Raw genomic sequence first — 25,157 nt, forward strand, 5'->3', positions numbered from 1 at the left:
ACAGTTTTTTGATTTTTATTGCTTGAAAGCTCGGTCTTTTCACCTATTATCTAGCACCTAATCAAGGGCGATTAGCTCAGTTGGCTAGAGCGCTTCGTTGACATCGAAGAGGTCGCTGGTTCGAGTCCAGTATTGCCCACTTACAAATCAAGCACTTACAGCAATGTAAGTGCTTTTTTGTGTCTTGGAGTGATCGTACTTGAGCATGAAGTCCCAGTTAAAATATTACGATACTGAATATAATAACGCCATTTTAACTGTGATGAGGAAAACATTTATTTTGAATACGCTAGCGTATTTTATGAAATTAACTAAGCTTTAAGGATGAGGCTTTCCATTTGTCGGAAGGCCACGTGCTTCTGCCAGCTTACTACCTGATCTTTTTGCGCGAAGCGCAAATGAGGAAATGCTTTCAGCAATTTCTCAAGGGAAATTGCGCCTTCCATACGTGCTAAATAGGCACCTGTACACAAATGCTTGCCGAAGCCAAAACTTAAGTGCTTATTCGGCGAACGATCTATTCTAAATTCACTGGGATGATCAAAGACTTGAGGATCTCTATTCGCGGCATTGATGAATGGCACGACTTTTTGACCTTTTTTTATTGTTACTCCGCCTAAGATATAATCTGCTGTCGCCACTCGGGCTAAATTTTGTACAGGTGATTCAAAACGCAAAATTTCTTCCACCGCACTATCAATCAAAGAAAAATCCATCATCAACTTTTCTTTTTCATTAGGGTGACGTAATAAAGTATAAATTCCATTGACAATGAGTTGTGTGGTCGTTTCATGACCTGCCACTAACATCAAGGTCAAAGTCGATATGATTTCTTTTTCACTGAGTCCACTATCGAATAAACTCTTTGCTAGAGAGCCTTCTAGCAAAAGCTCTGGCGTCGCTAGTAATTTTTTCAAAAACTCCGTGATTTCCACTGCAGCAACAAGGCAACGTTTTGCACATTCAGGATCTGGATTACTCGCCAAATTAAAAACTTGACTCAAATCTCCTGAGACAGCCTTAAACCAATCAACTTTATCATCAGGGACACCGAGGATCCAAGCAATCAGTGTAGCAGGAAAGGGATAGGCAAAATCAGTAACGAGGTCAAATTCATCTTTCTTTGCCATCTCCGCAATGAGTTCATCGCAAATCTCTTCGATGCGCCTGCGCATACTCTCGCTAAAAGATGTGGTAAAAGTCTTATTTAAAACTGTTCTTATACGCTTATGATCATCGCCATCTAGCATAATCGCCCAATAACGCATATTCTCCAAAATGGGAGACATCGCCTTTTGCTGTTCAGGACTCAAGCGATTAAAGAGTAGATTGAGCTTATCAGAGGAAAAAACACTCGACATCGCCACTTCTTTCACAAGCTCGTAAGAGGTGATTACCCAACCATCGAAAGCCTCACTCCAATGAACGGGCTCATTCGCTCTCAACTTATCAAAATGTGGATAAGGATTATCGAAAAAATCCCCTTTCCAAGGATTAAAACTTTCTAGCTTCATCAAAAACTCTAATTACTCTTTTTCAAGAAGCAGGCTTTTAAAACAATTTTTGTTCCGCTAACGCGCCCTTCTACATGCTCTGGATTGGTACATAAATGAATATTTTTCACTGCCGTTCCACGCTTAGCTGTAAAACTTGCGCCGCGAACATCTAAATCTTTTATAATATGAACTGAGTCACCTTCAAATAAGGGATCATTATTACTATCGAAATGAGTCGCTTTTTTCTTTGTGCCATCATCTTCAGCCCATTCAAGAACTTCTTCCTCTAGGTAAAGCTGTTCTTTTAAATCTTGCGCCCAGCTTTCTGCTTTGAGATGACCTAACAAACGCCAAATCAAAACCTGTACCGCCGGCTCTTCAGTCCATGCCGTTTCATTGAGGCAATGCCAGTGGTTCACATTAATTTCAGCTGGGTCCTCCACTTGCGTTTTACAAACTTCACAGATCATTGCGCATTTCGCATACTCTGGATCAGCCACTGGAGCAACTTCAAAAATTTCTAAACTGGTGCTCTCACCACAGAGCTCACATAAAGACTTGCAGCGACGCGCCAAATCTTTACCATATAAACTTACGACTTGCTTACGTGCTTCGAATTCATCTTTTCCCTTAGCCATGAGCGGGTTCTCCTTATAATATTATTTTCTTGACTCTACCCAAAGATAAGCTTTAAACAAGAGGCAAAGACAAGTATTTGAACCATGATGCGGAATTTATCCTCTGGGATCAAATTCACGAGACGTACGCCGAGAAAACTTCCAATCAGTACCGCGGGAATTAATTTCGCATTTAAAATAAGTGTCTGAGTATTAATTGAATTCGCACCAAAAATCATCAGTGGGATTTTGACGTAATTAATAATCAGAAAAAACCAAGCCTTGGTTCCTATAAAAGTTTTTTTCGGCAACTTCATCATCAAGAAATATATAGCCATGATTGGCCCCGCCGCATTGGCTAGCATACTAGTAAAACCTGCCGCTACCCCTGCTATCCCTGCGGAAGTTTTACTCGTGGGGACTTCTTTGTGATTTTTACGCCATAAGCCAAAAGCCTGAACTAAGAGTACGATAACTCCCATGCTCGGCTTCATACTCGTACGAATGAAATCTCCTAAGAAGGTCCCTTCCTGCCTCCCAAAATAATAAATAAGTGTGGCACTCAGTAGACCAATTGCCACCCATGGCATCAAACGCCAAATCTGCTTCCAATCAGCATGGTTCCGGTAATAAAAAACCGCAATCAAATCGGCTACACACAAGACGGGAAGTAATAAGCCCGCTGATTTCTCAGCAGGAAAAACCATCGCAAAAAGAGGCACGGCCAAAATCCCAATTCCTGTAATACCCGTCTTTGCAAAGCCTACAATCAGGGCACTCACATAAAGGATAATCCAATCCGAACCCGATAAGCTCTCAATAAAAGACATAAAATTCCATATTTTTTTTGGCGCACAATGACTTCGCTAAAAAATTTGTCAATGATTCTTCATAATCCCTTTATTCTAAAATCTTAAGGAGTTTTAATATCTAAATCACTCACAAAGTAACTTTTAAAAAAAGTATAATTAAACGTTACACAAGATCAATTTTTCGGTTCATTAATTATTTACAGTATATTGAAAACGCTCTTTAAGACACGCTAAGAGCTTTCAACAACACGACATTTTATAAACTAGCCCTATTTTAGGCCTGCTTTAAACAAAAAAAATAGAACAAAAGGAATAATAACTATGTCTACTATTATCGACATTATTGCTCGCGAAATCCTCGACTCACGTGGTAACCCAACTCTTGAAGTAGAAGTAATCCTCGAAGACGGCACTGTTGGCCGTGCAGCTGTACCTTCTGGCGCATCTACTGGCGAGCATGAAGCTCACGAACTCCGTGATGGCGACAAAGATCGTTACCTCGGTAAAGGTGTTCTCAAGGCTGTTGACAACGTTGAAAACGTTATCGTAGAAGAACTCGTAGGTTACGACGTAACTGACCAAGCTGCTATCGACAAAACCATGATCGAACTTGACGGCACACCTAATAAGTCAAAGCTCGGTGCTAACGCTATCCTCGGTGTTTCACTCGCATGTGCTCACGCTGCTGCTAACTTCCTCCAGATCCCACTTTACCGTTATATCGGTGGATCAAACGCTAAAGTGCTTCCTGTACCAATGATGAATATCATCAACGGTGGTTCTCACTCAGATGCGCCTATCGCTTTCCAAGAGTTCATGATCCGTCCAATCGGTGCTAAAACTTTCTCTGAAGGTCTTCGCATGGGTGTTGAAGTTTTCCATAACCTCAAGACTGTTCTAAAAGCGCGTAACCTCTCTACTGCAGTTGGTGACGAAGGTGGATTCGCTCCTGTTCTTGACGGAACTGAAGACGCACTCGAATCAATCATCAAAGCTATTGAGCTTGCTGGCTACAAAGCTGGTCGCAAAGAAGACGGCGCTGATATCTCTATCGGTCTTGACTGTGCAGCTGCTGAGTTCTACGACAAAGCAACTGGTAACTACAACTACGCTAAATTCGAAGGCGAAGGCGGAGCTGTTCTCACTTCTAAAGAGCAAGCTGCTTACCTTACTGACCTCGTTGCTAAATACCCAATCGACTCTATCGAAGATGGTATGGACGAAAATGACTGGGATGGTTGGAAAGAACTCAATACTCTCGTTGGCCACAAATGTCAGCTCGTTGGTGATGATCTCTTCGTTACTAACGTTGACTACCTCGCTAAAGGTATCGAGCTTGATTGCGCTAACTCTATCCTCATTAAAGTGAACCAAATTGGTACACTCACTGAGACACTCGACGCAATCTCTATGGCTAACCGTAACGGTTGGACAGCTGTTGTTTCTCACCGTTCTGGCGAAACAGAAGATACTACTATTGCTGACATTGCAGTAGCTGTAAATGCTGGCCAAATCAAAACTGGTTCTGCTTCACGCTCTGACCGTATTGCTAAATACAACCAACTTCTTCGCATTGAAGAAGAGCTTGGTGATCTAGCAGTATACGGCAACTAATAAATAGTTTAACTATTTAGCCCAAAGGCTTCTTTCTTCGGAAAGAAGCCTTTTTTTGTTTCCGACTTATGATTTTTATTGTACATAAACGGTCATTCAAAAAGTCACTTCCAAAGGAAGTGGCTTTTTTTTATTCAGGGTCGATGACCATCGTTTTAAATGTATCAGACATGGCTTCAGAATATTCCTTATTATCCTTCAAGTCCACATACTCTGACCACCAATCTTTCGCAATTTGGCCGCCCCAATCATCTAAAGGAATCTTGTTTAACTCATCATACAAAATCCCCGCTGACTGTGGTCGCTTTTGAGGATCTTTCTCCAAACACCTCATTAAAATATCGGCAAACGCTTCTGGCATGTCAAAGCCTGCTGCCTCTCGGATATCTACGGGTTTATCTTGAATATGCTTTAGCATAACTGCCATCGGTGTTGGGGCATCAAAAACATGTGATCCGGTTAAAGCTACATAAAATGTACACGCTAAGGAATAAATGTCCGCTAGGCCACTAAGCTCTTTACTCATTGCCGTCTCGGGCGCCATAAAGTTCGGCGTGCCTATAGGCTGTCCATTGGTCAAATTACTATCTTCGACTCCTGCATTTGAAACAATACCAAAATCCAAAACCTTTAAGAAGTCATATTCTTCTCCTAGCTTTGCGATAAAGAGATTATCCGGTTTAATATCTCGATGCACCATTCCTAAACGATGCGCTTCGGCTAAACTGCGGCAAGTTTGCTTCATGAGATAGATTGCTCGACTTGACTTGATGGCTCCAAATTTATTGATTAATTCACCCAAACTCAAACCCTCAAGTAATTCCATTACATAATAGAATTCACCCATATCAGTGACACCATAATCATATAAAGTCACCGTGTGAGGCGATCGTAAATTCGCCGTAGATCTCGCCTCTCTATGAAAGCGCTGCAATAAAGTTTCTTTACTCAACAATGCCGAATCCAAATTTTTGATGAGCTTTATCGCTGCCGGACGCGCCAATAATTTGTGCATCCCACGCCAAACCTCTCCCATCCCACCATCACCTAACATCCCATCTAATTTGTAGGCACCAATGGTTTGCTCTCCCTCCAAGTCTTCTTTACTAATCTCTAAATAATTAGAGTCACTTTTAAAAACCGCTCTTTCAATTAAATTCTCTAACTCACCAATATCTCCAGGCCAAGAATACTGAACCAGATTCTCAACACTATCTTTACTTAGGCCATCAATAGTCTTAGCTAATTTCAGACCATACTTATTCGCATAGAATTTTGAAATTGCCTCAATATCGGAAGCGCGCTCATGCAGTCGTGGAATTTGAATGAAATTATCACATAAATACTCTATTAAATCGGAACTGATTTCCTTTTTTTCATAATCTCTATTCGTATGAAAAATAACTAAGCCTTCTTCAATATTTTTACGCGTCCAGTGATTTTTTATATATCCGATAATTCCTTGCTGTTTATCTAAAGGTAACTTATCTATTTGTTCAAAATAAATACATCCACCTTTAGCAAGGTCAAATTTTTCAAGGAGCTCATTATCGCTCTGTAAAACTTCAGACTCCCTTTGGTACATCAAGGCACAGTTTAACTGCACAAATGCTCGCTCATTAAACTTCGAGGCCTGATGAATTTCTCTCGCAATTACATTTTCGCCACAACTAGGCTTACCTAATAACATCAGTGGCTTAGCCATAATCCCTGAGTGTTCAATCTTTTCTTTTAAATCCTGTAAAACCAGGCTATCACCAAGCAATGGACCACTGAGTTCACGCTGAGCCTCTTTACCTAAATACTTGATTCGCTTTAACTCTTCTTCCAATAAGGAATTTTTGGCTTTTAACTTTTCACTCAAATTCCTTAGACGCAGCTGTGTCTTAACTCGTGAAATAACCTCCTCTGCCTGAAAGGGCTTAGTAATGAAATCTACCGCTCCAAGATCCAAGCCTTTGACCTTATCCTCTACTTGACCTAATGCCGATAAAAAGATAATGGGAATATCTTTCGTCTCTTCTTCAGCCTTTAACTCCGCACAAACTGTATAACCATCTTTATCTGGCATCATTACATCTAACAAAATGATGGATGGCTTTACTTTCTCCACGGTTGCAAGTGCCTGGACTCCGCCTTTTGCAATCAGTATTTTTTTGCCTAAAACCTGTAAAGTCTTGAATAAAACCTGTAAATTGTTAGCATTATCATCGACAATCAAGATCACTTCTTCGTCAACATCACTCACCTGAAACCTCTTTATAATCATCTATTATTTTTTGTATCGCATCAAAATCAAAGGCATTAGCTTTTTCTAAAATAATTTCTTTTAAGCTCGCTTCACTGACTTGATCACTCAGCTTCATTGCCAAGGTCTCTAATTCACTAAAGTCACCCAAGATGGTGGCTTGCTCTAAGTCTTTCAACCAAGCTTGATCTAAGGAAAGTTCTTTCATTTCCAAAACTGGAACTCCATGAGCTACTTCTTCCAAGCTCACCTTAGCTAAGGAGCCCTCGGTTTTTTCTCCTAGCTTAGCGACTCCTTCAAATTTAGCGGGGTGCGTAAACCAAAAACTACTGCCCTTGCCCTCTTCACTTTCCAAACCGATCTCGCCACCTAATGCTTCCACTAGCTTCACACAGATCGCTAGACCTAAACCGGTCCCACCTTCTTTCCTTCCTCCCTCATCCTGCCTAAAGGCCTCAAAAACTCTTTTTTGTTTCTCTGCGGGAATTCCTATCCCGGTATCGATCACTAAAAACTTAAGATATTGACCTTGGATTTCAACTTTGAGATCCACACTGCCTGTCGATGTATATTTAACGGCATTCCCTACTAAGTTAACTAAAATCTGCCGTAACTTAGTCACGTCAGACTGAATATATTGCGGTATCTCTGGATTAAGAGAATGACCTAAACTCAAGTTTTTCTCTAAAGCTTTGTACCTTAAAATATCCTCAGTCTCATTGACGATCCTACTGATATCTACCTCGTCATAAAAAAGTTCTAATTTGCCTGCTTCAATTTTTGAGATATCTAAAATATCATTAATCACCGTCAGCAAATGCTCACCACAATTCATTATCCCCTTCAAACTGCTTTGGTACTTAGTCTGGAGGTCCGGGGAATTTTGCAATACTTGGGTATAACCCAACACTCCATTTAAAGGGGTTCGTAATTCATGACTCATATTTGACAAAAATTGACTCTTTTCCACATTCGCTTTTTCCGCTTCGGCTCGTGCTTTCTCGGCTTCTTGTGTTCGTTGAAAAACTTTCTCTTCTAATAAAGTTCCATGATCAGCTAGCTCAGCATTCTTGTGCTCCAATTCTAACAATAGCTCCTCTACGGTTTTCTTGTTGAAGCTTCCACGGATACCTTCGACTTCTTGCTCAATCATCTGGAAGTCAGTCCCCAAAAAATCTTTCAAAATCAGCTTGTCGCCCTTATCACAAACTTCTGTGAAAAAGACTTCAAAAGGGAGATTCAATTTGTTTTCTCGGCTTAATTCTAAACATAAGTAGGCACCCATCGACTGCCTCTCAATTTTTATTAAAAGCTCAGTTTTGCAATCCAATTGCCTGAGTAATTCCGAGAGGAAACTCACTTTGCGTGAACAGCAAACTTCCTCAAAAGCAAACATTTTAAAAAGCGTATAGAATTTTTTCCTCAAAGCCAAAACACAGGCTTCCGCTTTCACCGTCACATTGCCTAATACAATCATATTTTCACCCCTAAGCACCCCATATCATCAGTCATTTTACCAAAGTCGCGCACTGCCCGATGTACTATCGCATCTATATTTTCATGCTCTAATATGAGCAATCGTTTATTATTCAAATTCTTTATGCCATCAGTGTGTAATAATAAAACATCATTCTCCATTAGCTTAACTGATTGTGTGAAATAGCTGCCTTTCCTATGCCCCAACATGCCATCTTTTGACACAAAACTTTTACTCACTCCGTTTAAAAAATAGTGGCACAATACATTACCCATTGCAGAGAAATGTAATTTATTATTCATGTCAATAATTAAAACACCTGCAGCACAACCCACTGTTCCAGAACAAATATCATTAAGTTCATCTAAGTAATTCTCTACTGTTTTACTCTCTTCAAAAACCATGAGATTTTTAATTTTATCCACGAGCAGAGCCGCAAGTTCTCCATGCCCAGTAACATCAATCAAAATGGCAACTTGACTCCCATTCTCAAATTCTTCATGATGACCCCAGTCTCCACATCGGCGCTCTCCCATTAAAGCTTGAGTTTTTATGGCGAATTTCATAAGGACTTCTCTGCGGTAATTGTAACTCCACAGCCTTCTTCTGATTCTATCTCCAAATGATCCATAATCCGCTTAATCCCGGGTAAACCGAGACCCAAACTACCAGACGTACTATAATTATCACATAAAGCATTCTCTATATCTGCGATACCTGGCCCATGGTCTTTTGAGTATACTTGTAAGTACTCACCATGACTATTTTGAGTAATGGTCAAGGATATTTTTCCTCTATCAGCATATTTATTGATATTTTGTGCGAGTTCAGAAAAAACAGTTAAAAACAAACTTTGCGAATGTTTATCTTTGATACATAAGCCCAACCACTCTTTTGCCTCAATAATACCAGTCGCGACTGATACATCATCATATATATAACAATTAAGCTTATCCATTATTATTCACAATCGCTAAAGCCGCCTCGAGACTACCCGTAAATCGCATGCCTTTAAAATCATCAACTAATTCCACCAAGGCACTGACCACTCCTGCATTTAAACCATGATTAATAACTGCAACGCCCATGATTTGCACTTTCCTCACCAAGGCACTACAACGCTCGTACTCTGTTTTATCCATAACTTGATAGGCTGAATAATCTAAAATTAAATACTTCATATCATGCTCATCCAACTCTTTGAGTAGAAACTTACTGAATTCTAAAAAATCACTCTCCGGCAAATCACTCGGCATCGCATAGAGTAAATAATTATTGATAAAATGACCTGGAACTTGATTCATAAAGGCCCCCTTAACTCTTTACAATTCCAATGCCTTGACTCGTAAGCGCATGATTTAAAGCATCTTTTAAGTTGGAGTTTGTTCGTATACTTCCGACATCAATACCAAGCTCAACAATGGTTTGTGCAATCGCGGGAGAAATACCTGAAAAAGTACATTCACAGCCCATGAGACGAGTCGCTTTACTTATCTTAATCAAGTGATTGGCAACGGCAGTATCAACCACTGCGACACCACTAATATCCAAAATACAGATTCGCGCTTGTGTCTGCGCTATTTTGGATAAAATTGAATTCATCACATCCTGACTTCTCTTGGAATCGATAATCCCGACTAAGGGCAACATCAATATATCATCCCAAATCTCAGTCACGGGAGTCGACATTTCCATCAGTGCTTGACTTTGTTTAGAAATTGTTTTGTTGGTCATAAAGCTAAAGGCTTCGACTACAATCATCGTATCGAGATGAACCATTTTCGTAAAGGCTCGACAAACTGCATCTAAATCTTGTTTGCATTTAGATGCTAAAATCCTTTTTATCCATAAAAATAAGGAATGATCTACGGCTACAAAGTACGCAGATAGCGACAAGCCTATTCTCGCATGAGTCAAGCCTATCTTTTCACGACTCAGAACATAGTCCTCATCAATTTTGGCCAACAAAAATTCCTGCCAATACCTACGCTGCATATTTTTAACTTGCTGTAAAAGTTGCTTGTCTGAGAAAAATATCGTGAACTCTTGCGACTTTTCTAACCACACATAAAAGTCAGCAATAAAGTCATCTAAATGATCCGCTAAGTCTTTACCTGCTGCTTGAATCAGTTCGATATCTTCCGAACTTATCTGAAAAAGCTCCAGTAATTCTTGCGATTTATAATTACAAATGGTGTCACTATGCTTACTAATCATTTCTATCCCCAATTATTTAAATATCTCACACTATATCCTCTGCTAGTTGAGAAGAAGCTTCTATCATAATTACAGAAGCAACAATTCATTGACTTTTTATTAAATCTGAGATAAATGCATTAAAAAACCCCCCCTCATGATCAAGCTTAGATACTCTTAAGTATTGAGCAAGTAGTTCAGGAATTTTATTTTTACACGAATAAAACAGCATCGATCATTGTAATTGTGTCACCATTAGCAAGTAAAAATCAACTTATCACTCAGATAAAAAGGCCTCTCGAAAAACGCTAAGCTTTATTAATCGCCCCTCAAAAACTCACTTAATTTTTCATTCAAATATTTAGTGGTGATTTGGTGTTGATAATCCCTTGCTTTTCATTACATTGTGCGGAAACTAATTGATCTATTTTAAAGGAATAAATATTATGTTGCTCAAAGACTTAAAAGGCAAAAAAATCGGCATCTGTGTATCAGGTGGACTCGATTCAAAAACTGTTACAAAAAGACTCATGGAAGAAGGCCTCGACGTTATCTGCTTCAGTGCTGACCTCGCCCAGCCTGATGAAAAAGACATTAACGATATCATCACCAAGATGGAACCTTGTGGCGCTCCAACATATATCGTTGACGTTAAAGATGACATGGCTGAAATCTGCTACGAAACTATTAAAGCTTCTGCTACTTATGACGGTGGCTACTGGAACACAACTGGTATTGCTCGTGCTGTAACAGTTCGTGGTATCGTTCGCGCCATGCAAGAGCATGGTGTTGAGGTTCTTTGTCACGGTGCAACGGGTCGTGGCAATGATCAAATGCGTTTCGAACGTTACACTCGTGCTCTCGCACCAGAAATGGGCGTTTACGCTCCTTGGCGTGATCCTGAGCTCCTTGAACAATTCCCTGGCCGTACAGAAATGGCTGACTACTTAGCTCAATTCGACATCCCTGCAGTCATTGGCATGAAGAAAAAATACTCCACTGATGCAAATCTTGCAGGACTTTCACACGAAGCAGAAGACCTCGAAGAACTCGAAACATCTTGCCTTATCGTGGAACCAACTATGGGCGTATGGCCCGCTGACGCTCCCGATAAAATCGAAAATGTCACACTCACTTTTCAGCATGGCTATTGCACGACAATCAATGGCGAGAAAGTCTCACCATTGCAAGCCATGGAAAAAGCCAATGAAATCGCTGGCCGCAATGGCGTTTGGATGAAAAATGCTTTAGAGAATCGTATCATTGGTACTAAATCTCGCGGTGTTTACGAAGCTCCTGGAATGGTACTTCTCCACGCTGGCCTAGAGAATATCCTTCAAGCCACTCTTGATCGCAATTCCTTCTCACTCTACAAGCAAATGGGAGATTTAATCTCTAACCTTGTCTATGATGGTCGTTACTACGATAAATCATGCCAAGCTGCTCGCGCGGCTATCGACACTCTCACTGAGTCTGCTGAAGGCGAAGTTACACTAGGTCTTTACAAAGGAAATGTCTTTTTCCAGAGTATGACCGATATCTACGCTTCACTTTACAATGAAGCTGATAGCTCAATGGAAGCTTCTGACGGATTAAATCCTGCTTCGAGTCAAGGTTTTGCAGATATCATTTCTGTGGAAACTGCGGCCCTCGCAAAAGCTGGTCAATTCGACGACTGCTAATTTATGAGTCTCGCTGGAAAAAATATTCTCGTCACGGCCGGGCCCACTTGGACTGCCGTTGATCGTGTACGAGTCCTCACCTCGGTTTTTTCCGGTGAAACAGGTTTACGCATTGCCCGCTCTCTTAAGGATCAAGGTGCAAAAGTCACACTCTTTATGGGACCGGGCCGCGCAAAATTTCAGACCACAGACTGGACTGAAATGAATATTGAACAATTCTTTTACTACGACGAACTCGATAGCTTACTCAAAACTACTGAGCTTAAACAATTTGATGCTATCTTGCATTCATCTGCCGTATCTGACTTCCAATCAAGTGATGTTTACCAAGGCAAAAAGAGTTCAAAAAGCGGATTTAACATCCCCTTAATCCCCACAGAAAAACTCGTCGATAAAATTCGCACGGCGAGTCCAGATAGCTTCTTAGTAAAATTCAAACTTCAGGTCGGCCTAAGCCGCCAAGAGCTCCACGACATTGCCCTTAATTCACTCAAAGCCTCCGATGCACAACTCATTGTCGCTAACAATTTGGATGAAATGGATGGCGAAACTCATCAAACTTACCTGATTGATCCTCAAGGGCAATCAACTCCTGCGTCCACAAAAACGAGTCTTTGCGAACATTTAATCTCTCGTTTAATTAGCGCACTTAATCACTAAGCTCGCAAAAAACCTAATCCTTCAGTGATTACTGTCCGCTTTCTAAGGGGCACTTTTTTCAGCAAGCTTATAAATTTACTAAGTAGCTAAGATATCGACTTGAAGCATCTTAGGCAGGCACTTATTCTAATAATCAATTGAATGAGCTTTTATGGCTCACTAATAAGACAACGATCAAAACCACTTGGAGGATCATAACATGTCTAACGAAAAAATTTACGTCGGCGGTGCCAAGGAAACTAACGGTAATTTCGGTTCATTTCACCGTATCTCATTTTCTAAAGCTGATTTAGATATTCTAATGAGTAATCTAAACGCCAAAGGTTACGTTAACCTCAATATGAATAAGCGTCGCCAGCCTAGTCAATATGGACAAACTCATAGCTTAACTATCGATACTTGGGAACCTAATCAAGGCCAAGGACAAGCCCAGGGACAAGGTTTCCAACAAGCAGCTCCACAGGCTCAAGGTTTTCAACAAGCAGCTCCACAGGCTCAAGGCTTTCAACAAGCAGCTCCGCAAGCCCAAGGTTTTCAACAAGCAACTCCACAAAATCAAGGTTTTCAGCAAGCAGCTCCACAAAGCTCAAATGACATGGCTGACCTCAACCATTCACGTCCCCCAGTGAGTGACATGCCTAATTTTGATGATATCAATGATCCTGAAGACTGCCCGTTCTAAGAATCTTTTCATTATCATAAAAAAAGCAGATCATAATGATCTGCTTTTTTTTTGTCTCTGTAGAATATACTTACTCTTGATCCTTAGCCTTAGCACAACATTCTTTTGTGCAATCCTCTGAACAAGTACTTTGATGTTCTTTTTCACAGGATCTAAATGGGCACGATTCACAACTTGTCATTAAAGTCGACATAGTAACTAATGACACCATTAGCGCTAACTTAGTAAAATATTTCATAATAAAAATCCCTTGCTCTGGTTTAGATGAAATAATAAAAGACGAGGAGAGAGACAAGTCAAATATTATTTGACTCAACAATGGATTTATTCATTCGCCAATACTGGCGCACATCAACTCAATAAAGAATCTTGCTCAATAACGTAAGCTTAACCCTTGAGGATTTTATACTCAATGGCATCAATCAAAGCTTTCCAAGTAGCCTCAATTAGGTTAGCAGAGACTCCTAAAGTCCCCCAAGTCTTTTTGCCATCAGTCGTCTCAATCAAGACGCGAACATTGGAAGAGGTTCCTTTTTCAGAATTAAGGACACGCACTTTATAATCAGTTAGAAATGTCGAGCTAAGCTGTGGGAAATGAACTTCGAGAACTTTGCGTAAAGCTTTATTCAAGGCATCCACTGGACCTTCACCTTCTGCCGCCGTATGATAAATCGTGCCATTGACATCTACTTTTACCGTAGCTTCAACGATCACTTCTTCATCATGACCTCGCTTCTCGTCAATCACTCGAAAACCCAACAACTCAAAAGAGCGATCAAATAAACCAAGTTTACGACGCATCAAGAGTTCAAAACTAGCTTCACCCTCTTCGAAAGTGAAACCCATCTTCTCTAGTTCTTTGGTGCGCTGAACGAGCGATTTTAGCTTCGGATCCTTGGGGTCAATTTCGATTCCAAATTTCTCTGCTTTATAAATTAAGTTTGATAAGCCACTCTGATCAGAGATCGTCACTTCCTGCTTATTACCCACTAATTCCGGACGAATATGTTCGTATGTTTCGGGGTTCTTCAAAATGGCAGAAACGTGAACTCCACCTTTATGGGCAAAGGCATTTTTTCCAACATAGGCCTGGCTATCAATAGGTGACAAATTCGCGATTTCGTAAACGTGATGAGACAAAGAGCTTAAAGCCTGCAATTGCTCATCACTTACAATATCCGCACCCATTTTTAATTTCAGTGAAGGAATAATAGAACACAAATTAGCATTGCCACAACGCTCACCAAAACCATTTATCGTGCCCTGAACTTGTACCGCACCATGTTTCACCGCCGTCAAAGAATTAGCTACCGCTAACTCACAATCATTATGTGCATGAATCCCTAGAGCTGTACTAAGCTGTGGCTTAATCGCTTCTATGATTTCTGATACTTCAAAAGGCATCGTTCCACCATTGGTATCACACAGAACCAAGACTTCAGCTCCACCTGCTTCCGCTGCCTGAAGACATTTGATTGCATATTCAGGATTGCGTTTATAACCATCAAAAAAGTGCTCTGCATCAAAGAAAACTTCTAATCCTGATTTCTTTAAGTAGGCAATCGAACTCTCAATCACATCTAAATTTTCTTCGAGACTGATCTTCAAAGCTTCATGAACATGCAAATCCCAGCTCTTGCCAAAGATGCAGGCTACCGGAGCGCCAGATTGAACGATTTTATTAAGAAAAACATCTTCTTCCGCTGAGTTACTCGCGCGACGTGTAGAACCAAAAGCCACCATCTTAGCATTTTTTAATTCAACATTCTTAATCTCTTTAAAAAAGGCTTCCACTTTGGGGCTGGCTCCTGGCCAACCACCCTCAATATAGCTCACTCCATTCGCATCAAGAAGTTTAGCAATCTTGATCTTATCTTCTACGGTAAATGAAATTCCTTTTCCTTGCTGACCATCTCTGAGTGTCGTATCGAATATTTTTACGTCGTGCATAATCTTGAACCTAAAATTTTTGCGGAGTTCGCGAAAGTTGAAATTTTTCTCGCGTATAATAGCACATATTCTAAAAAGGGCGAATTAATCACCCCGTCTATCGACTCTTAGGAAAGACTAAATTCTTCTCAAAAATTTTGCGATTCATTGTCAATTATACATTATTTTATACGTAGTAGAAAAAAAGGATTAGTCATGGCTTCCAAATTTCCCAAGCTTCAAAAACTCACCTATAAAGTCCTCGGCGAACCGCCTTCCGTTGCTAAAAATGTTTTCGAACAAGTCGCTACGCGCAATGCCTATGAAATATTAGGTCAGAGTGCCCACATGAACGATGACGATTTTCTCGATAAAGTTTCTCGTGCATGTTTTGAATTTTTCTGGCATGAAGCTTCCCCGATCACGGGTATCACTGCCGATAATTTAAACCGACCCGTGACTTATAGTACTGCCTCCATAGGCTTTGGCCTTAGTGCGATGATTGTCGCTGCTGAACGTGGCTATCGAAGTCGGAGCGATATTGAGCAGCGCGTAGAAACCACCATGGAATCCTTAAGTAAAACATTAACCAAAGATGGCATGTTTTATCATTTTCTTGATGAAAATTCTCAGCCTACTACCGATGGCTATGAGACCGCTATTTCTACAGTCGACACAGGCCTATTACTCATGGGAGCCATCACTGTTGGCGAGTACTTTGGAGGAAAGATAAAAGATTATGCGGAGCAACTCCTCGAGCAATGTAACTGGTCGGCTTTTACTGATCACGAACATAAACAAGTATTTATGGCATGGGAACCAGACTCCAAAGAAGAACTCGATGGCATAGGAAAGTTTCATCCTGTTCGTTGGGATTATTTTAGTGATGAAGCCATGATTTGTAATTTATTAGGAAGCGCCAATCCAAACAAAGACTTTGCGCTCCCCGCAGAGTATTTTTATCATTGGGAACGGAATAAGGGACAGTACCACCCCGCTACTCCAGGCTATGAATCTACCGATGAATTCGTCTATAGTTACAGTGGCGCACTTTTTACCTATCAATTCGCCCACCTTTGGGTGAACTTTCAAGAACTTGGCGCCGATCAACCTCAAAAATTTAATCTCCCAGATGTTCCCGCAATTAATTGGTACGACAACTCTTCAGCGGCAACGCAAGCGGCATGGCTTGTAGCCCTAGACAATGCTCAAGCCTCTAAAACTTACGGACCCTTTGGCTGGGGTTTCACTGCCCACACTTCGCTTCAAGGCTACAATGTCGGTGCTATACTACCCCGTGGCGAGCAGAACCTACCCTTTTTACTCAATGGAGAAATCGCCCCCTACGGAGCAGGAACATGTATCATGTTTGATCCTGAGAAAGTTATTAAGACGCTGCGTTACTATTATGGCTTACAGGATGATTCAGGAAAAAAAGTCGTATGGAATGATTCCGACCACAAGCCCTATGGCTTCTATGACGCCTTTAATTTGGACAATGGTTATGTCGCCCAACAATATTTAGGTATTGACCTAGGCCCCATGCTTTTAGCGATTGAAAACCATCGCAGTGGTCTCATTCAAAAAACCTTCATGAAGAATAAACATATTCAGCGATCCCTCAAAGCCATTGGATTCGCCAATTTAAGTCAGGATTAAATATATTTTTTTCGATAAGCCCCAGGGGTTAAACCCTGTTGTTTTTTGAATTGACGTGTGAATACACTCTGATCATAAAAACCTACTTTTAAAGCGACTTCAGAGATTCCCATTTTTGACTTCAGCAAATAATTACAAGCATGCTGAATACGTGTCTTCATGATATAATCTTGTGGGCTTGTCAGGAAAGTTTTTTTGAATTTTCGCTCAAATTGGCGCACCGATAAATGGGAAAGATCGGCACATATTTCTACAGAAAAACTTTTCATGTAGTTATTTTCCATGTACTCCACGCCAGGAGCTATATCCAAATAAGGCTGCAGATTTTTTTGGGATTTCCCAAAATTTTGGCTCGTCCCCATTAAGCCCACCAAATCACCCTGATGACTAAATAAGGGGATCTTTGTTGTCACCACCCATTCTACTCTACCATGGCGATTCCGTACTAATTCAATGATATTTGTCTGAGGTACCTTTTCCCTAAAAAGGTCTTCATCGGATTTTATATAATTTTCCGCCAACTTCGGCCCAAAGACTTCATGATCCGTACGCCCCAGAACTTCCTCCAGCTTAGATGCGCCATAAGCCTGTATCGCTTCATCATTTACATGCATAAAACGCCCCTGCATATCCTTGACAAAAACTTGTACACCAGGCAAATTATTAAATAATAGCTTTATTGATTCGTCTAACTTTACTCGATCCCAAAAACTATCCATAATTACCTAACTAAAATTAACCAGTATAAAAAACATGCGTAAATGTCGGCATCATACAAAAAAACGCCTTCTTACAACAATAATATGGCTTCTAGTAGTATTACACTCGTAAAGATAACAAAAATTCCTAAATATGGAGAATAACATGAGAAAAATTCGCATGGGCATGGTCGGCGGTGGTCGCGGGGCTTTTATTGGTGCCGTTCATAGAATCGCAGCTGCCATTGATCAACAAATAGAATTAGTATGTGGTGCTTTTAGTTCAACTCCCGAGAAATCAAAATTATCTGGACAAGATTTTTTCCTGCCCGAGGAGCGTTGCTACGCTAATTACGAAGAAATGATTCTCACCGAAAAAACTCTTCCCGAAGGCGAACGCATGGACTTCGTTGCGATTGTAACTCCCAATCACATGCATTTTGCGCCTGCAAAAATGGCTATCGAAAATGGATTTCACGTACTTTCAGATAAGCCTGCCTGTTTCAACACTGAACAAGCTGAAGAACTTGAAGCCATCGTTGCTCAATCTGGCCTTCTTTATGGACTCACTCATAACTACACGGGCTACCCACTTGTAAAGCAAGCCAAAGAAATGATTGCCGATGGTAAACTTGGCGAGATTCGCAAAGTCATTGTTGAATATCCACAAGGCTGGCTGGCAACAAAAGTAGAAGACGATACAGAGCAAAAACAAGCGGCTTGGCGTACTGATCCTACAAAGAGTGGTGCCGCTGGTTGCGTTGGCGACATCGGGACTCATGCTGAAAATCTTGCAGAATACATCACCGGCCTCAGCATCAAAGAGCTGGCGGCAGACATCACTGCTTTTGTCGATGGTCGTTTACTCGATGATGATGCTAATATTCTACTTCGTTTTGATAATGGCGCCAAAGGCATTTTACATGCATCACAAATTGCTGTCGGCGATGAAAATAACCTCAATATTCGTATCTACGGAGAAAAAGGTGGCTTAGAATGGCGCCAGCTAGAGCCTAACACCATGATTGTTAAATGGCTTGAAGAGCCTATGCAAATCTATCGCACTGGAATGGGCTACCTCGGTGAAGCGGCAAGTAACGCAAGTCGTACTCCTGCTGGCCATCCAGAAGGTTACCTCGAGGCTTTTGCCAACACTTACTTAAATTTCATCAGTCAAATTCGTGAATTCCAAAAAGGTAATAAAGAAATCAAGTTTGAGTACCCCACTATCGCCGATGGTGTTCGTGGAATGAAATTCATTGATGCCGTAGTTGGAAGTTCAAAAAATAACGCAGCATGGACTGCACTGTAATCTAATAGGAGATATATAATGGCTAGAACAGTATTTCACGCAAGTATTGAGGGCGCTCAACACGGAGCTAAAACTCTCGAAGAATTAGTGATTTTTGCAAAAGAATCCGGCGCGGCTGGAGTGGGTCCATCTAACTACCACATTGAAAAGGGCGACGGTTTCATGTCAGCTGCTGAAATCAAAGCGGTCTTTGACAAGCACGGCATGAAGCTTGACGGCATTTCATGTCACTGTCCATTCTGGGTTCACACTACTGCTTGGACTGGTTCAAAAACTATACGACCTTTCCTCCCGAAAAGCGTTTGGGAAAAATCTCCCGAAGAAATTGAAGCTTGGTGCGAAAAATACATCCTCGATTTCCTCGAACTCATGGCTGAGCTCAATTCAAAAATCATCCCTATGTTCTGGGGTATTTCTCACGGTTTCGAAATGGCTACTGGTTATCCTTTCGGCTTTTTCTCTGGTCCAGAGTACGACCTCATCAAGGAAGGCAATGAACGCTTTGCTGAAAAGACGGCTAAAATTCGTGCGAAAGCTAACGAACTCGGCATCTACCTCTGCCACGAAATCCATCCGAATTCTGCCGCACTTTGCGCCGACGACTTCAATGAACTCGTTAAAGCATGTGACGGCGACAAATGCTTAGGTGTGACTGCTGACCCATCTCACTGTTGGGAAGGTGAAGATTTCGAAACTCGTTTCCGTAAAGTCGGTGATCGCATCTACTCTGTAGCGGTTAAAAACTTTTTTGTTCGCCCAGGCATTAACCTTCGTTCTATGACTGGCGACTGGCGTAAACGTGCTATGCAATTTTGTGACATCCCAAGTGGTGACATGAATATGATGCGCTTCACTGAACTGATGATTGATCTTGGATACGTGGAACGCTACTGCAGTATCATGGGCACTGAAACAGCACCTCTAGTGACCGAGGCTGAATCAGCCTACCGTGACCTTGATGCAACTAGTGCAAATGCCATTCAATATGCAGCCGAGCACTTAGTTTTCCCTATTGCTGAAGGTTCATTTGAAGACGGGATGGGTTCTGACGATTAATTAAAAAATCGTACTAATTCATTGAAAAGGCCGGAAATTTATTTCCGGCCTTTTGCATTCCTTGAGAAAGCCCCATAAGTTCGCATTATTAAAATTTATTACATTTCAAGGAATATTGATTTATGAAACTCGTCATGCTCACAGTCTTTACCTGCATGTTATTTTCTTGTGCAAATTCTACACAGCCCAAACTCAAAAGTAGTACTTCCAGCGTGGAGACTGAGCCTGAAAAAATTAATACTGAAGATGAAAAGCCAAAAGCAGTATCCAGCAATGGCGGATTGGACCTTTAATATCATGTCTAAATTCATTTATTCTAGACAGTCCTAGGGGGGATTAAAATGGAACATTCATCGAGTGGGCGACTTAAAAAAATGGGATTCAATCCAGATGCCCCAAAAGCACCTGAATCCAAGACAGAAGAAGAGAGTAGCAATGGAGCTGAAGAAGCCCATGAAGATATTTCTGAAACAAATAAACTGCGTCTTGCACGTAAACCCACTCAAGTTGATATAGATCTCGAAAACACCGATGCGCTCGAATGCCCTAGCTGTGGAAAAACCATGGAACTGGGCATCATCATTTGCCTCGAATGCGAAATGAATATTAAAACTGGTAAAAAACTAAAAACTAAAATAAAAACGAGTCGCAAAGGGCGCAATGCCTATGCCGCACCAGATTCGACTAATGACCTAGCAAACGTAGAGGATTTTGGTGGTTTCGGCAGAGGCAAGTACTGGTTACTCGCCTTTATTACTGGCCTCATTGGCCAAGGCATTACTCTTGCGATAACTGGATTCGATGCGATCGGGAAGGCTAATGCCTATGAAGGACTCTCGACCCCTAAAACAATAGGGCTTGTACTAATCACTCTCATTTCATTTATCATCGCTGCAATTTTACAAGTTGGCCGCCTCAGAAATCTCAATATGTCAGGCTGGCGCTACCTTCACCAATTCCTTATTTTCTTCGGCCTTTTAGGCTACCTGGCTCACTGGAGTATCGGAACACTTATTACTCTGGCGGCACTGTTTTATTTCATTCGTTATTATTATTGGATCCTTATCTGCCCAAGTGGTTATGAAGGACACCGTAAGCTCGACAAAAGTGGTAAGGTCTTACTCTCAGGACTCATTGTAATACTTTTATTGACCATTGCCGCTAGTGCTTTTGCGGTTTTCGCAATCATCAACGAGACTACATCCTCGGGCTCAATGTAGTTCATAATTCATTTAGCTTTCATTGACTGCTTTACTTGGATTCGCTCAACACATATCTAAGGATAAATTCTTTTAGCAATCATCGCTTTTTAGACTTTACATAGAGGTTGAACTTTATTTGAAAAAGTGTCCTGTAGCAGGATTCATTTTTATAACTTTCAAGTAATAGGAAAATACCACTATGCCTTTTGACAATGGCCCCCTTTCATTTTGCGTTTACCGTCTAGATGAAGATTTACCCGAAAACATCCTCGAACTCTTTGCAGAAAATGCTGCTTTACCTCTCAACCAAGTAAAAGACGAAAGCTCCAATGGTTGGACGGCTCGTCATCTCCTTGAAAGAGAATTCACAGACGAGACCTGTATGATCGAAGATTTTGTACAAGTTCACTTTCGCTCTTCAGAACTCAAAGTTTCCGCACCCATTCTCAAAGCAAAATGTGCTCAAGTTGAATTCCAGACTATGCAAGAAGAAAACTTAAGTGGGATCAACAGAAAACGCAAAAAAGAAATCAAAGAAAACATCGTTGATGAATTGCTTGCGAACACACAGCCCTCTATCAAAGGTTTCCCTTTGGTTCTTGACCCCACAAACAAACTTCTTTATGCTGCCACCTCATCGGCAAAAAGTGCGGATTCCGCACTTGCACTTTTAGTGGAAACTACTGGCCTAAGCCCTATCCCGCTCACACCTCAAACATACATGTCTGAGCAACTTGGTTCACTCGCATCTTCCTATGATTCGATCAAATTAACCGATAGCCAAGACGAAGCTGGCGAAATCTGGCCTGGTAGAGATTTTTTGACCTGGTTATGGTACTTAAGTGAATACGAAGAAGCTGAATTCACCGTCCCTGATCTTGGCGTATTTGCTTTCTCTGTCGATGGCCCACTCAATTTCATCACCGAATTAAATGGCGCACGTGAATCTGTAGTCAAAAAAGGTATTCCTACACTGAGCCCAGAGGCCGATTCCGCACTCAAAGATGGTAAAAAACTTAAAACTGCTAAAATTGCTATTGCTCGCGGTGATGAAACTTGGACTTTCACTCTGGATGCCGACTTCTTTTGCTTCAAAAGCATGAAGTTGCCTGATGGTACTGAATTTCAGTATAAAGCTCGTTTCATCGAAAGACTTGAATCACTCTTTGTCTTCCAAGAAGCTTTTTACTCTTTATTTAAAGAATTTCTCACTCGTTTCAGTGGCGATCAGCGCGAAGACAATGTTCAAAAAATGCGCACATGGCTCAACGAACGCGAAGCCAATGTAATTAGAACTGAGGTTTTTGACGTCAAGTAAATGAAAGCACTTATCCAACGTGTGAGTTCTGCTTCCGTTCAGTCAGGCGATGAAGTCTTAGGCAAAATCGAACAAGGCTTAGTTGTCTTACTGGGAGTGGAACAAAACGATCAAGCACACGATGGACAAGTCCTTGCAAAGAAACTCGCAGATTTACGTATTTTCTCCAATGATGAAGGGAAATTTGATTATTCCCTCCGAGATATAAAAGGAGAAATCCTCATCATCTCTCAATTCACTTTGTGTGCCGATTATAAAAAAGGACGTCGCCCGAGCTTCACTCAGGCCGCCTCACCAAATGACGCCAAAGAACTTTACTTAGATTTCATTAAAATATTTCAAAATGACCCACAAATTAGCCATGTCGCAACGGGTCGCTTTGCCGCCGACATGCAAGTAACCATCAATAATAACGGCCCTGTCACTATGCAACTTGACAGTGCACAACTCAAATAGGAAACAATATGGATTTTCTTAAAAAAATGTTTGGGCGCCCAGAAGATAGCCCTATCACCTCTAATCCAGAAGCTAGTGATTTTATCCCAGAACCAGTTTTCAATGATAAGCTCTTAGAGAATGCTGAAAAAATTAAAGCCAACTTACCCGAAACTATAAAAACCCTAGATAAGCTCGGTCGTCGCGTAGAAATTAATCGCGCTAAATGGGCCGAAACGAATCTCCCGAAAATGCTTAAAGACGCTTGGGATAAGCCTGGCTCACTTTACCAAGTTATTAGCATGGGAATTGATGCAGCTTGCTTCACAGAAGTCCAAGAAGCCGCTGAGCATCTCTCTAAAACTGACACCAACCCCGAACGCGGAGCGGTAGTTTACTCCACTGCGCTCAGTCTAAATGGTGATTACAACACTGCCGTCTCAGTCCTTGAAAACTATATCAAAGATGATGAGCACTCCCCAGATGCGCTAACCGCTTTAGCACGTATTCAGCTCATGGCTGAAGATAAAGAAGCGGCCGCTAAACTCTTGGATAAGAGCATAAATCTGAATCCTAACCAAGAGCAAGCTATGGCTTGGCATCTTGACCTCATCAAACAAAAAGACGGTGAAGAAGCGATAGATACTGAACTCAAACGTCTTAGCGAATACGAAGATAGCTGGTTCCCACAATTAATCCTTGGGCAAAGATTCATGCTCGCTGACAAAACTGATGATGCCATAAGCTACTATGAGAAAGCTCTCGATAGGTCAGATAATAACGCCAATGTGCTTGCAACGGCAACGGGTGATTTGGGCAATAAAAAAATGACCAAAGAGCTCATCAGTATTTTCATGCCACGCTACAATCCTGATACTCAAGGACCCCTCCCAGGCCTCAACTTTGTTCAGTCCTTAATTGTGGAAGCTCAAATTGATGTTGCTAAAGAACTCTTGCATAGAATCGCTCTGTTTGATCAAGCTAACATTCGCCAGCACGTTCTCAAACTCTCTGCACAAATTGCTCATATCGATCGCCAAGCTTTTGCAAAAGCTAGAGCGGATCAGCCGAGCACAAGTACACCCGAAGTCGAGTTCATGAAAATCAGCATGCCTTTATGGTTTTACCCTCTTGGAGAACCCTACTGGCTTGAACCAGCGAAAAATGAAGACGCGAAACGCATTTACTTTTCTGCTCTTCACGTAGATAATGATCCCTCAGTAAAACTCGCACCTGAACTTCAAAATGTCGTTGCTGGCTTGTGCACTGCCGTACCTCTCTTTTTTAAAGAAGCCGTAACTTCTCGACTTGATATCCGCACAGCAACCTTAGTCCCAGTCATGAAAGACCAAGGACCAGTAATGAGAAGAGCTGAGTGGCCTCAAGAGCAAAAACAGAAAATTGCTAATTTAGATGAGATCAAACCAGATTATCTAGTTACAGGCGGAATTAAATTTGAGGGTGTAGATAAAATTGCAGAACTCAATCTTTACCTCAATGATTTAGATGGTAATATTGTTAAAACAATTTCAGAGAAAGCTCCTGCAAAAGATCTTCATCTCGTCATCACTAGAGCCTTTAACCGTCTCTATGAAGAAGTTAGTGGCAATACGGAAGCCATTTTCCCTAAAGATATCCAAGCTCCCTTGATCCAAGGCTATATCCAAGCCCTAGGCCATCAACTCGCCTATTTCATGACTTGGAAAGGTATCTTGCCAGTAGAGGCCCTCTTCAATCGTCGTGAACTACTAGAGTCACTTTATGCTTTTGCTGTAAACTCCGGCCCCGCTGAAATGCCTAAAGTATTCTACTTTGCCTCCCTCGCTTACGATCGTTATTTAGCAGGAAAAACTTTTATGGAGCAAGGCCCACGAGCTTTTGCCTTAGCACAATCTGCGCCTCAAGGCACTGCTTTTCACCAAGTTGCTCCCATTGTACTTCCCATTTACAACCGCTTAGAGCAACTCGAAGACATCGTAAAACAAATTCCAAAAGATGAAGCTCCCGCTCCATACATCAATTGGATGGAAGGATTAAAAAACCTTTTCACTTAAGTTTTACTTG

General features: G+C 41.2%; 23 protein-coding genes and 1 tRNA gene. 13 read left to right on the forward strand and 11 right to left on the reverse strand.

The annotated features are described in order from the left end of the window. The first annotated feature begins 65 nt into the window (after window positions 1-65). Window positions 66-139 (forward strand) — tRNA-Val (locus tag PQO03_RS19765). Window positions 140-311: 172 nt separating this feature from the next. Here PQO03_RS19765 and PQO03_RS19770 read toward each other — a convergent pair. From PQO03_RS19770 to PQO03_RS19780, 3 genes are read right to left on the reverse strand one after another with little or no spacing between them, the layout of a single operon-like run. Continuing rightward, window positions 312-1,514, reverse strand: a complete 1,203-nt coding sequence (locus tag PQO03_RS19770; RefSeq protein WP_274152814.1) for a cytochrome P450 — start codon at window positions 1,512-1,514, stop codon at window positions 312-314. Between the two features lie 8 nt (window positions 1,515-1,522). Next, window positions 1,523-2,134: a PhnA domain-containing protein gene (locus tag PQO03_RS19775; RefSeq protein WP_274152816.1), complete on the reverse strand. Its 612-nt coding sequence runs from the start codon at window positions 2,132-2,134 to the stop codon at window positions 1,523-1,525. A gap of 35 nt (window positions 2,135-2,169) precedes the next feature. After that, entirely contained in the window at window positions 2,170-2,943 is a 774-nt protein-coding gene (locus tag PQO03_RS19780; RefSeq protein WP_274152818.1) for a sulfite exporter TauE/SafE family protein, read from the reverse strand. A 303-nt stretch (window positions 2,944-3,246) separates the two neighbouring features. On the opposite strand from PQO03_RS19780, the gene eno reads away from it, so the two are divergent. Beyond that, entirely contained in the window at window positions 3,247-4,539 is a 1,293-nt protein-coding gene (gene eno / locus PQO03_RS19785; RefSeq protein ID WP_274152820.1) for a phosphopyruvate hydratase, read from the forward strand. Between the two features lie 130 nt (window positions 4,540-4,669). On the opposite strand, the gene PQO03_RS19790 is transcribed toward eno, so the two are convergent. From PQO03_RS19790 to PQO03_RS19815, 6 genes are read right to left on the reverse strand one after another with little or no spacing between them, the layout of a single operon-like run. Next, window positions 4,670-6,787: a protein kinase domain-containing protein gene (locus PQO03_RS19790; RefSeq protein WP_274152821.1), complete on the reverse strand. Its 2,118-nt coding sequence runs from the start codon at window positions 6,785-6,787 to the stop codon at window positions 4,670-4,672. After that, window positions 6,780-8,264 (reverse strand): sensor histidine kinase, encoded by a 1,485-nt coding sequence (locus PQO03_RS19795; RefSeq protein WP_274152823.1) that lies wholly within the window; start codon window positions 8,262-8,264, stop codon window positions 6,780-6,782. The genes PQO03_RS19790 and PQO03_RS19795 overlap by 8 nt, the downstream gene beginning before the upstream one ends. Beyond that, window positions 8,261-8,830: a SpoIIE family protein phosphatase gene (locus PQO03_RS19800; RefSeq protein ID WP_274152825.1), complete on the reverse strand. Its 570-nt coding sequence runs from the start codon at window positions 8,828-8,830 to the stop codon at window positions 8,261-8,263. Before PQO03_RS19800 ends, PQO03_RS19795 begins: the two co-directional genes overlap by 4 nt. After that, window positions 8,827-9,222, reverse strand: coding sequence for an ATP-binding protein (locus PQO03_RS19805; protein WP_274152827.1), 396 nt, complete (start codon window positions 9,220-9,222; stop codon window positions 8,827-8,829). Before PQO03_RS19805 ends, PQO03_RS19800 begins: the two co-directional genes overlap by 4 nt. Beyond that, window positions 9,215-9,568 carry an STAS domain-containing protein gene (locus PQO03_RS19810; RefSeq protein WP_274152829.1) on the reverse strand — a complete coding sequence of 118 codons (354 nt, stop codon included), beginning with the start codon at window positions 9,566-9,568 and terminating at the stop codon, window positions 9,215-9,217. Before PQO03_RS19810 ends, PQO03_RS19805 begins: the two co-directional genes overlap by 8 nt. Window positions 9,569-9,578: 10 nt before the next feature. After that, entirely contained in the window at window positions 9,579-10,481 is a 903-nt protein-coding gene (locus tag PQO03_RS19815; RefSeq protein ID WP_274152831.1) for a protoglobin domain-containing protein, read from the reverse strand. A gap of 425 nt (window positions 10,482-10,906) precedes the next feature. Between PQO03_RS19815 and argG the strand changes: the two genes are divergently transcribed. From argG to PQO03_RS19830, 3 genes are all read left to right on the forward strand, one after another. Further along, window positions 10,907-12,142 carry an argininosuccinate synthase gene (argG, locus tag PQO03_RS19820; RefSeq protein ID WP_274152833.1) on the forward strand — a complete coding sequence of 412 codons (1,236 nt, stop codon included), beginning with the start codon at window positions 10,907-10,909 and terminating at the stop codon, window positions 12,140-12,142. A gap of 3 nt (window positions 12,143-12,145) precedes the next feature. Further along, the gene (locus tag PQO03_RS19825) at window positions 12,146-12,802 is read left to right on the forward strand and encodes a phosphopantothenoylcysteine decarboxylase domain-containing protein (protein WP_274152834.1); all 657 of its coding nucleotides are present in this window, start codon (window positions 12,146-12,148) and stop codon (window positions 12,800-12,802) included. A 199-nt stretch (window positions 12,803-13,001) separates the two neighbouring features. Beyond that, window positions 13,002-13,484: a hypothetical protein gene (locus PQO03_RS19830; protein WP_274152835.1), complete on the forward strand. Its 483-nt coding sequence runs from the start codon at window positions 13,002-13,004 to the stop codon at window positions 13,482-13,484. Window positions 13,485-13,871: 387 nt separating this feature from the next. On the opposite strand, the gene cimA is transcribed toward PQO03_RS19830, so the two are convergent. Next, window positions 13,872-15,434, reverse strand: a complete 1,563-nt coding sequence (cimA, locus tag PQO03_RS19835; protein WP_274152836.1) for a citramalate synthase — start codon at window positions 15,432-15,434, stop codon at window positions 13,872-13,874. A 195-nt stretch (window positions 15,435-15,629) separates the two neighbouring features. Between cimA and PQO03_RS19840 the strand changes: the two genes are divergently transcribed. Then, window positions 15,630-17,072 carry a glucoamylase family protein gene (locus PQO03_RS19840; RefSeq protein ID WP_274152837.1) on the forward strand — a complete coding sequence of 481 codons (1,443 nt, stop codon included), beginning with the start codon at window positions 15,630-15,632 and terminating at the stop codon, window positions 17,070-17,072. Here the strand turns inward: PQO03_RS19840 and PQO03_RS19845 are convergent. Further along, window positions 17,069-17,791 (reverse strand): AraC family transcriptional regulator, encoded by a 723-nt coding sequence (locus PQO03_RS19845; RefSeq protein WP_274152838.1) that lies wholly within the window; start codon window positions 17,789-17,791, stop codon window positions 17,069-17,071. The two genes, PQO03_RS19840 and PQO03_RS19845, sit on opposite strands and share 4 nt — an antisense overlap. A 145-nt stretch (window positions 17,792-17,936) precedes the next feature. Between PQO03_RS19845 and PQO03_RS19850 the strand changes: the two genes are divergently transcribed. The 7 genes from PQO03_RS19850 to PQO03_RS19880 all read left to right on the forward strand — a co-directional run bounded on the left by PQO03_RS19850 (window position 17,937) and on the right by PQO03_RS19880 (window position 25,147). After that, entirely contained in the window at window positions 17,937-19,082 is a 1,146-nt protein-coding gene (locus tag PQO03_RS19850) for a Gfo/Idh/MocA family protein (RefSeq protein WP_274152840.1), read from the forward strand. Between the two features lie 18 nt (window positions 19,083-19,100). After that, entirely contained in the window at window positions 19,101-20,138 is a 1,038-nt protein-coding gene (locus tag PQO03_RS19855) for a sugar phosphate isomerase/epimerase family protein (protein WP_274152842.1), read from the forward strand. A gap of 122 nt (window positions 20,139-20,260) precedes the next feature. Then, entirely contained in the window at window positions 20,261-20,431 is a 171-nt protein-coding gene (locus tag PQO03_RS19860; protein ID WP_274152845.1) for a hypothetical protein, read from the forward strand. Window positions 20,432-20,479: 48 nt separating this feature from the next. Beyond that, window positions 20,480-21,358: a DUF805 domain-containing protein gene (locus tag PQO03_RS19865; RefSeq protein ID WP_274152847.1), complete on the forward strand. Its 879-nt coding sequence runs from the start codon at window positions 20,480-20,482 to the stop codon at window positions 21,356-21,358. A gap of 181 nt (window positions 21,359-21,539) precedes the next feature. Then, the gene (rdgC, locus tag PQO03_RS19870; protein WP_274152849.1) at window positions 21,540-22,658 is read left to right on the forward strand and encodes a recombination-associated protein RdgC; all 1,119 of its coding nucleotides are present in this window, start codon (window positions 21,540-21,542) and stop codon (window positions 22,656-22,658) included. Then, window positions 22,659-23,114: a D-aminoacyl-tRNA deacylase gene (gene dtd, locus PQO03_RS19875; protein ID WP_274152850.1), complete on the forward strand. Its 456-nt coding sequence runs from the start codon at window positions 22,659-22,661 to the stop codon at window positions 23,112-23,114. It begins immediately after the preceding gene. Window positions 23,115-23,122: 8 nt separating this feature from the next. Continuing rightward, a complete protein-coding gene (locus tag PQO03_RS19880; protein WP_274152851.1) occupies window positions 23,123-25,147 on the forward strand; it encodes a tetratricopeptide repeat protein in 2,025 nt (674 codons plus the stop codon). Window positions 25,148-25,157 lie beyond the last annotated feature (10 nt).

This window comes from Lentisphaera profundi (genome assembly GCF_028728065.1).
Taxonomy (GTDB): Bacteria; Verrucomicrobiota; Lentisphaeria; order Lentisphaerales; family Lentisphaeraceae; genus Lentisphaera; species Lentisphaera profundi.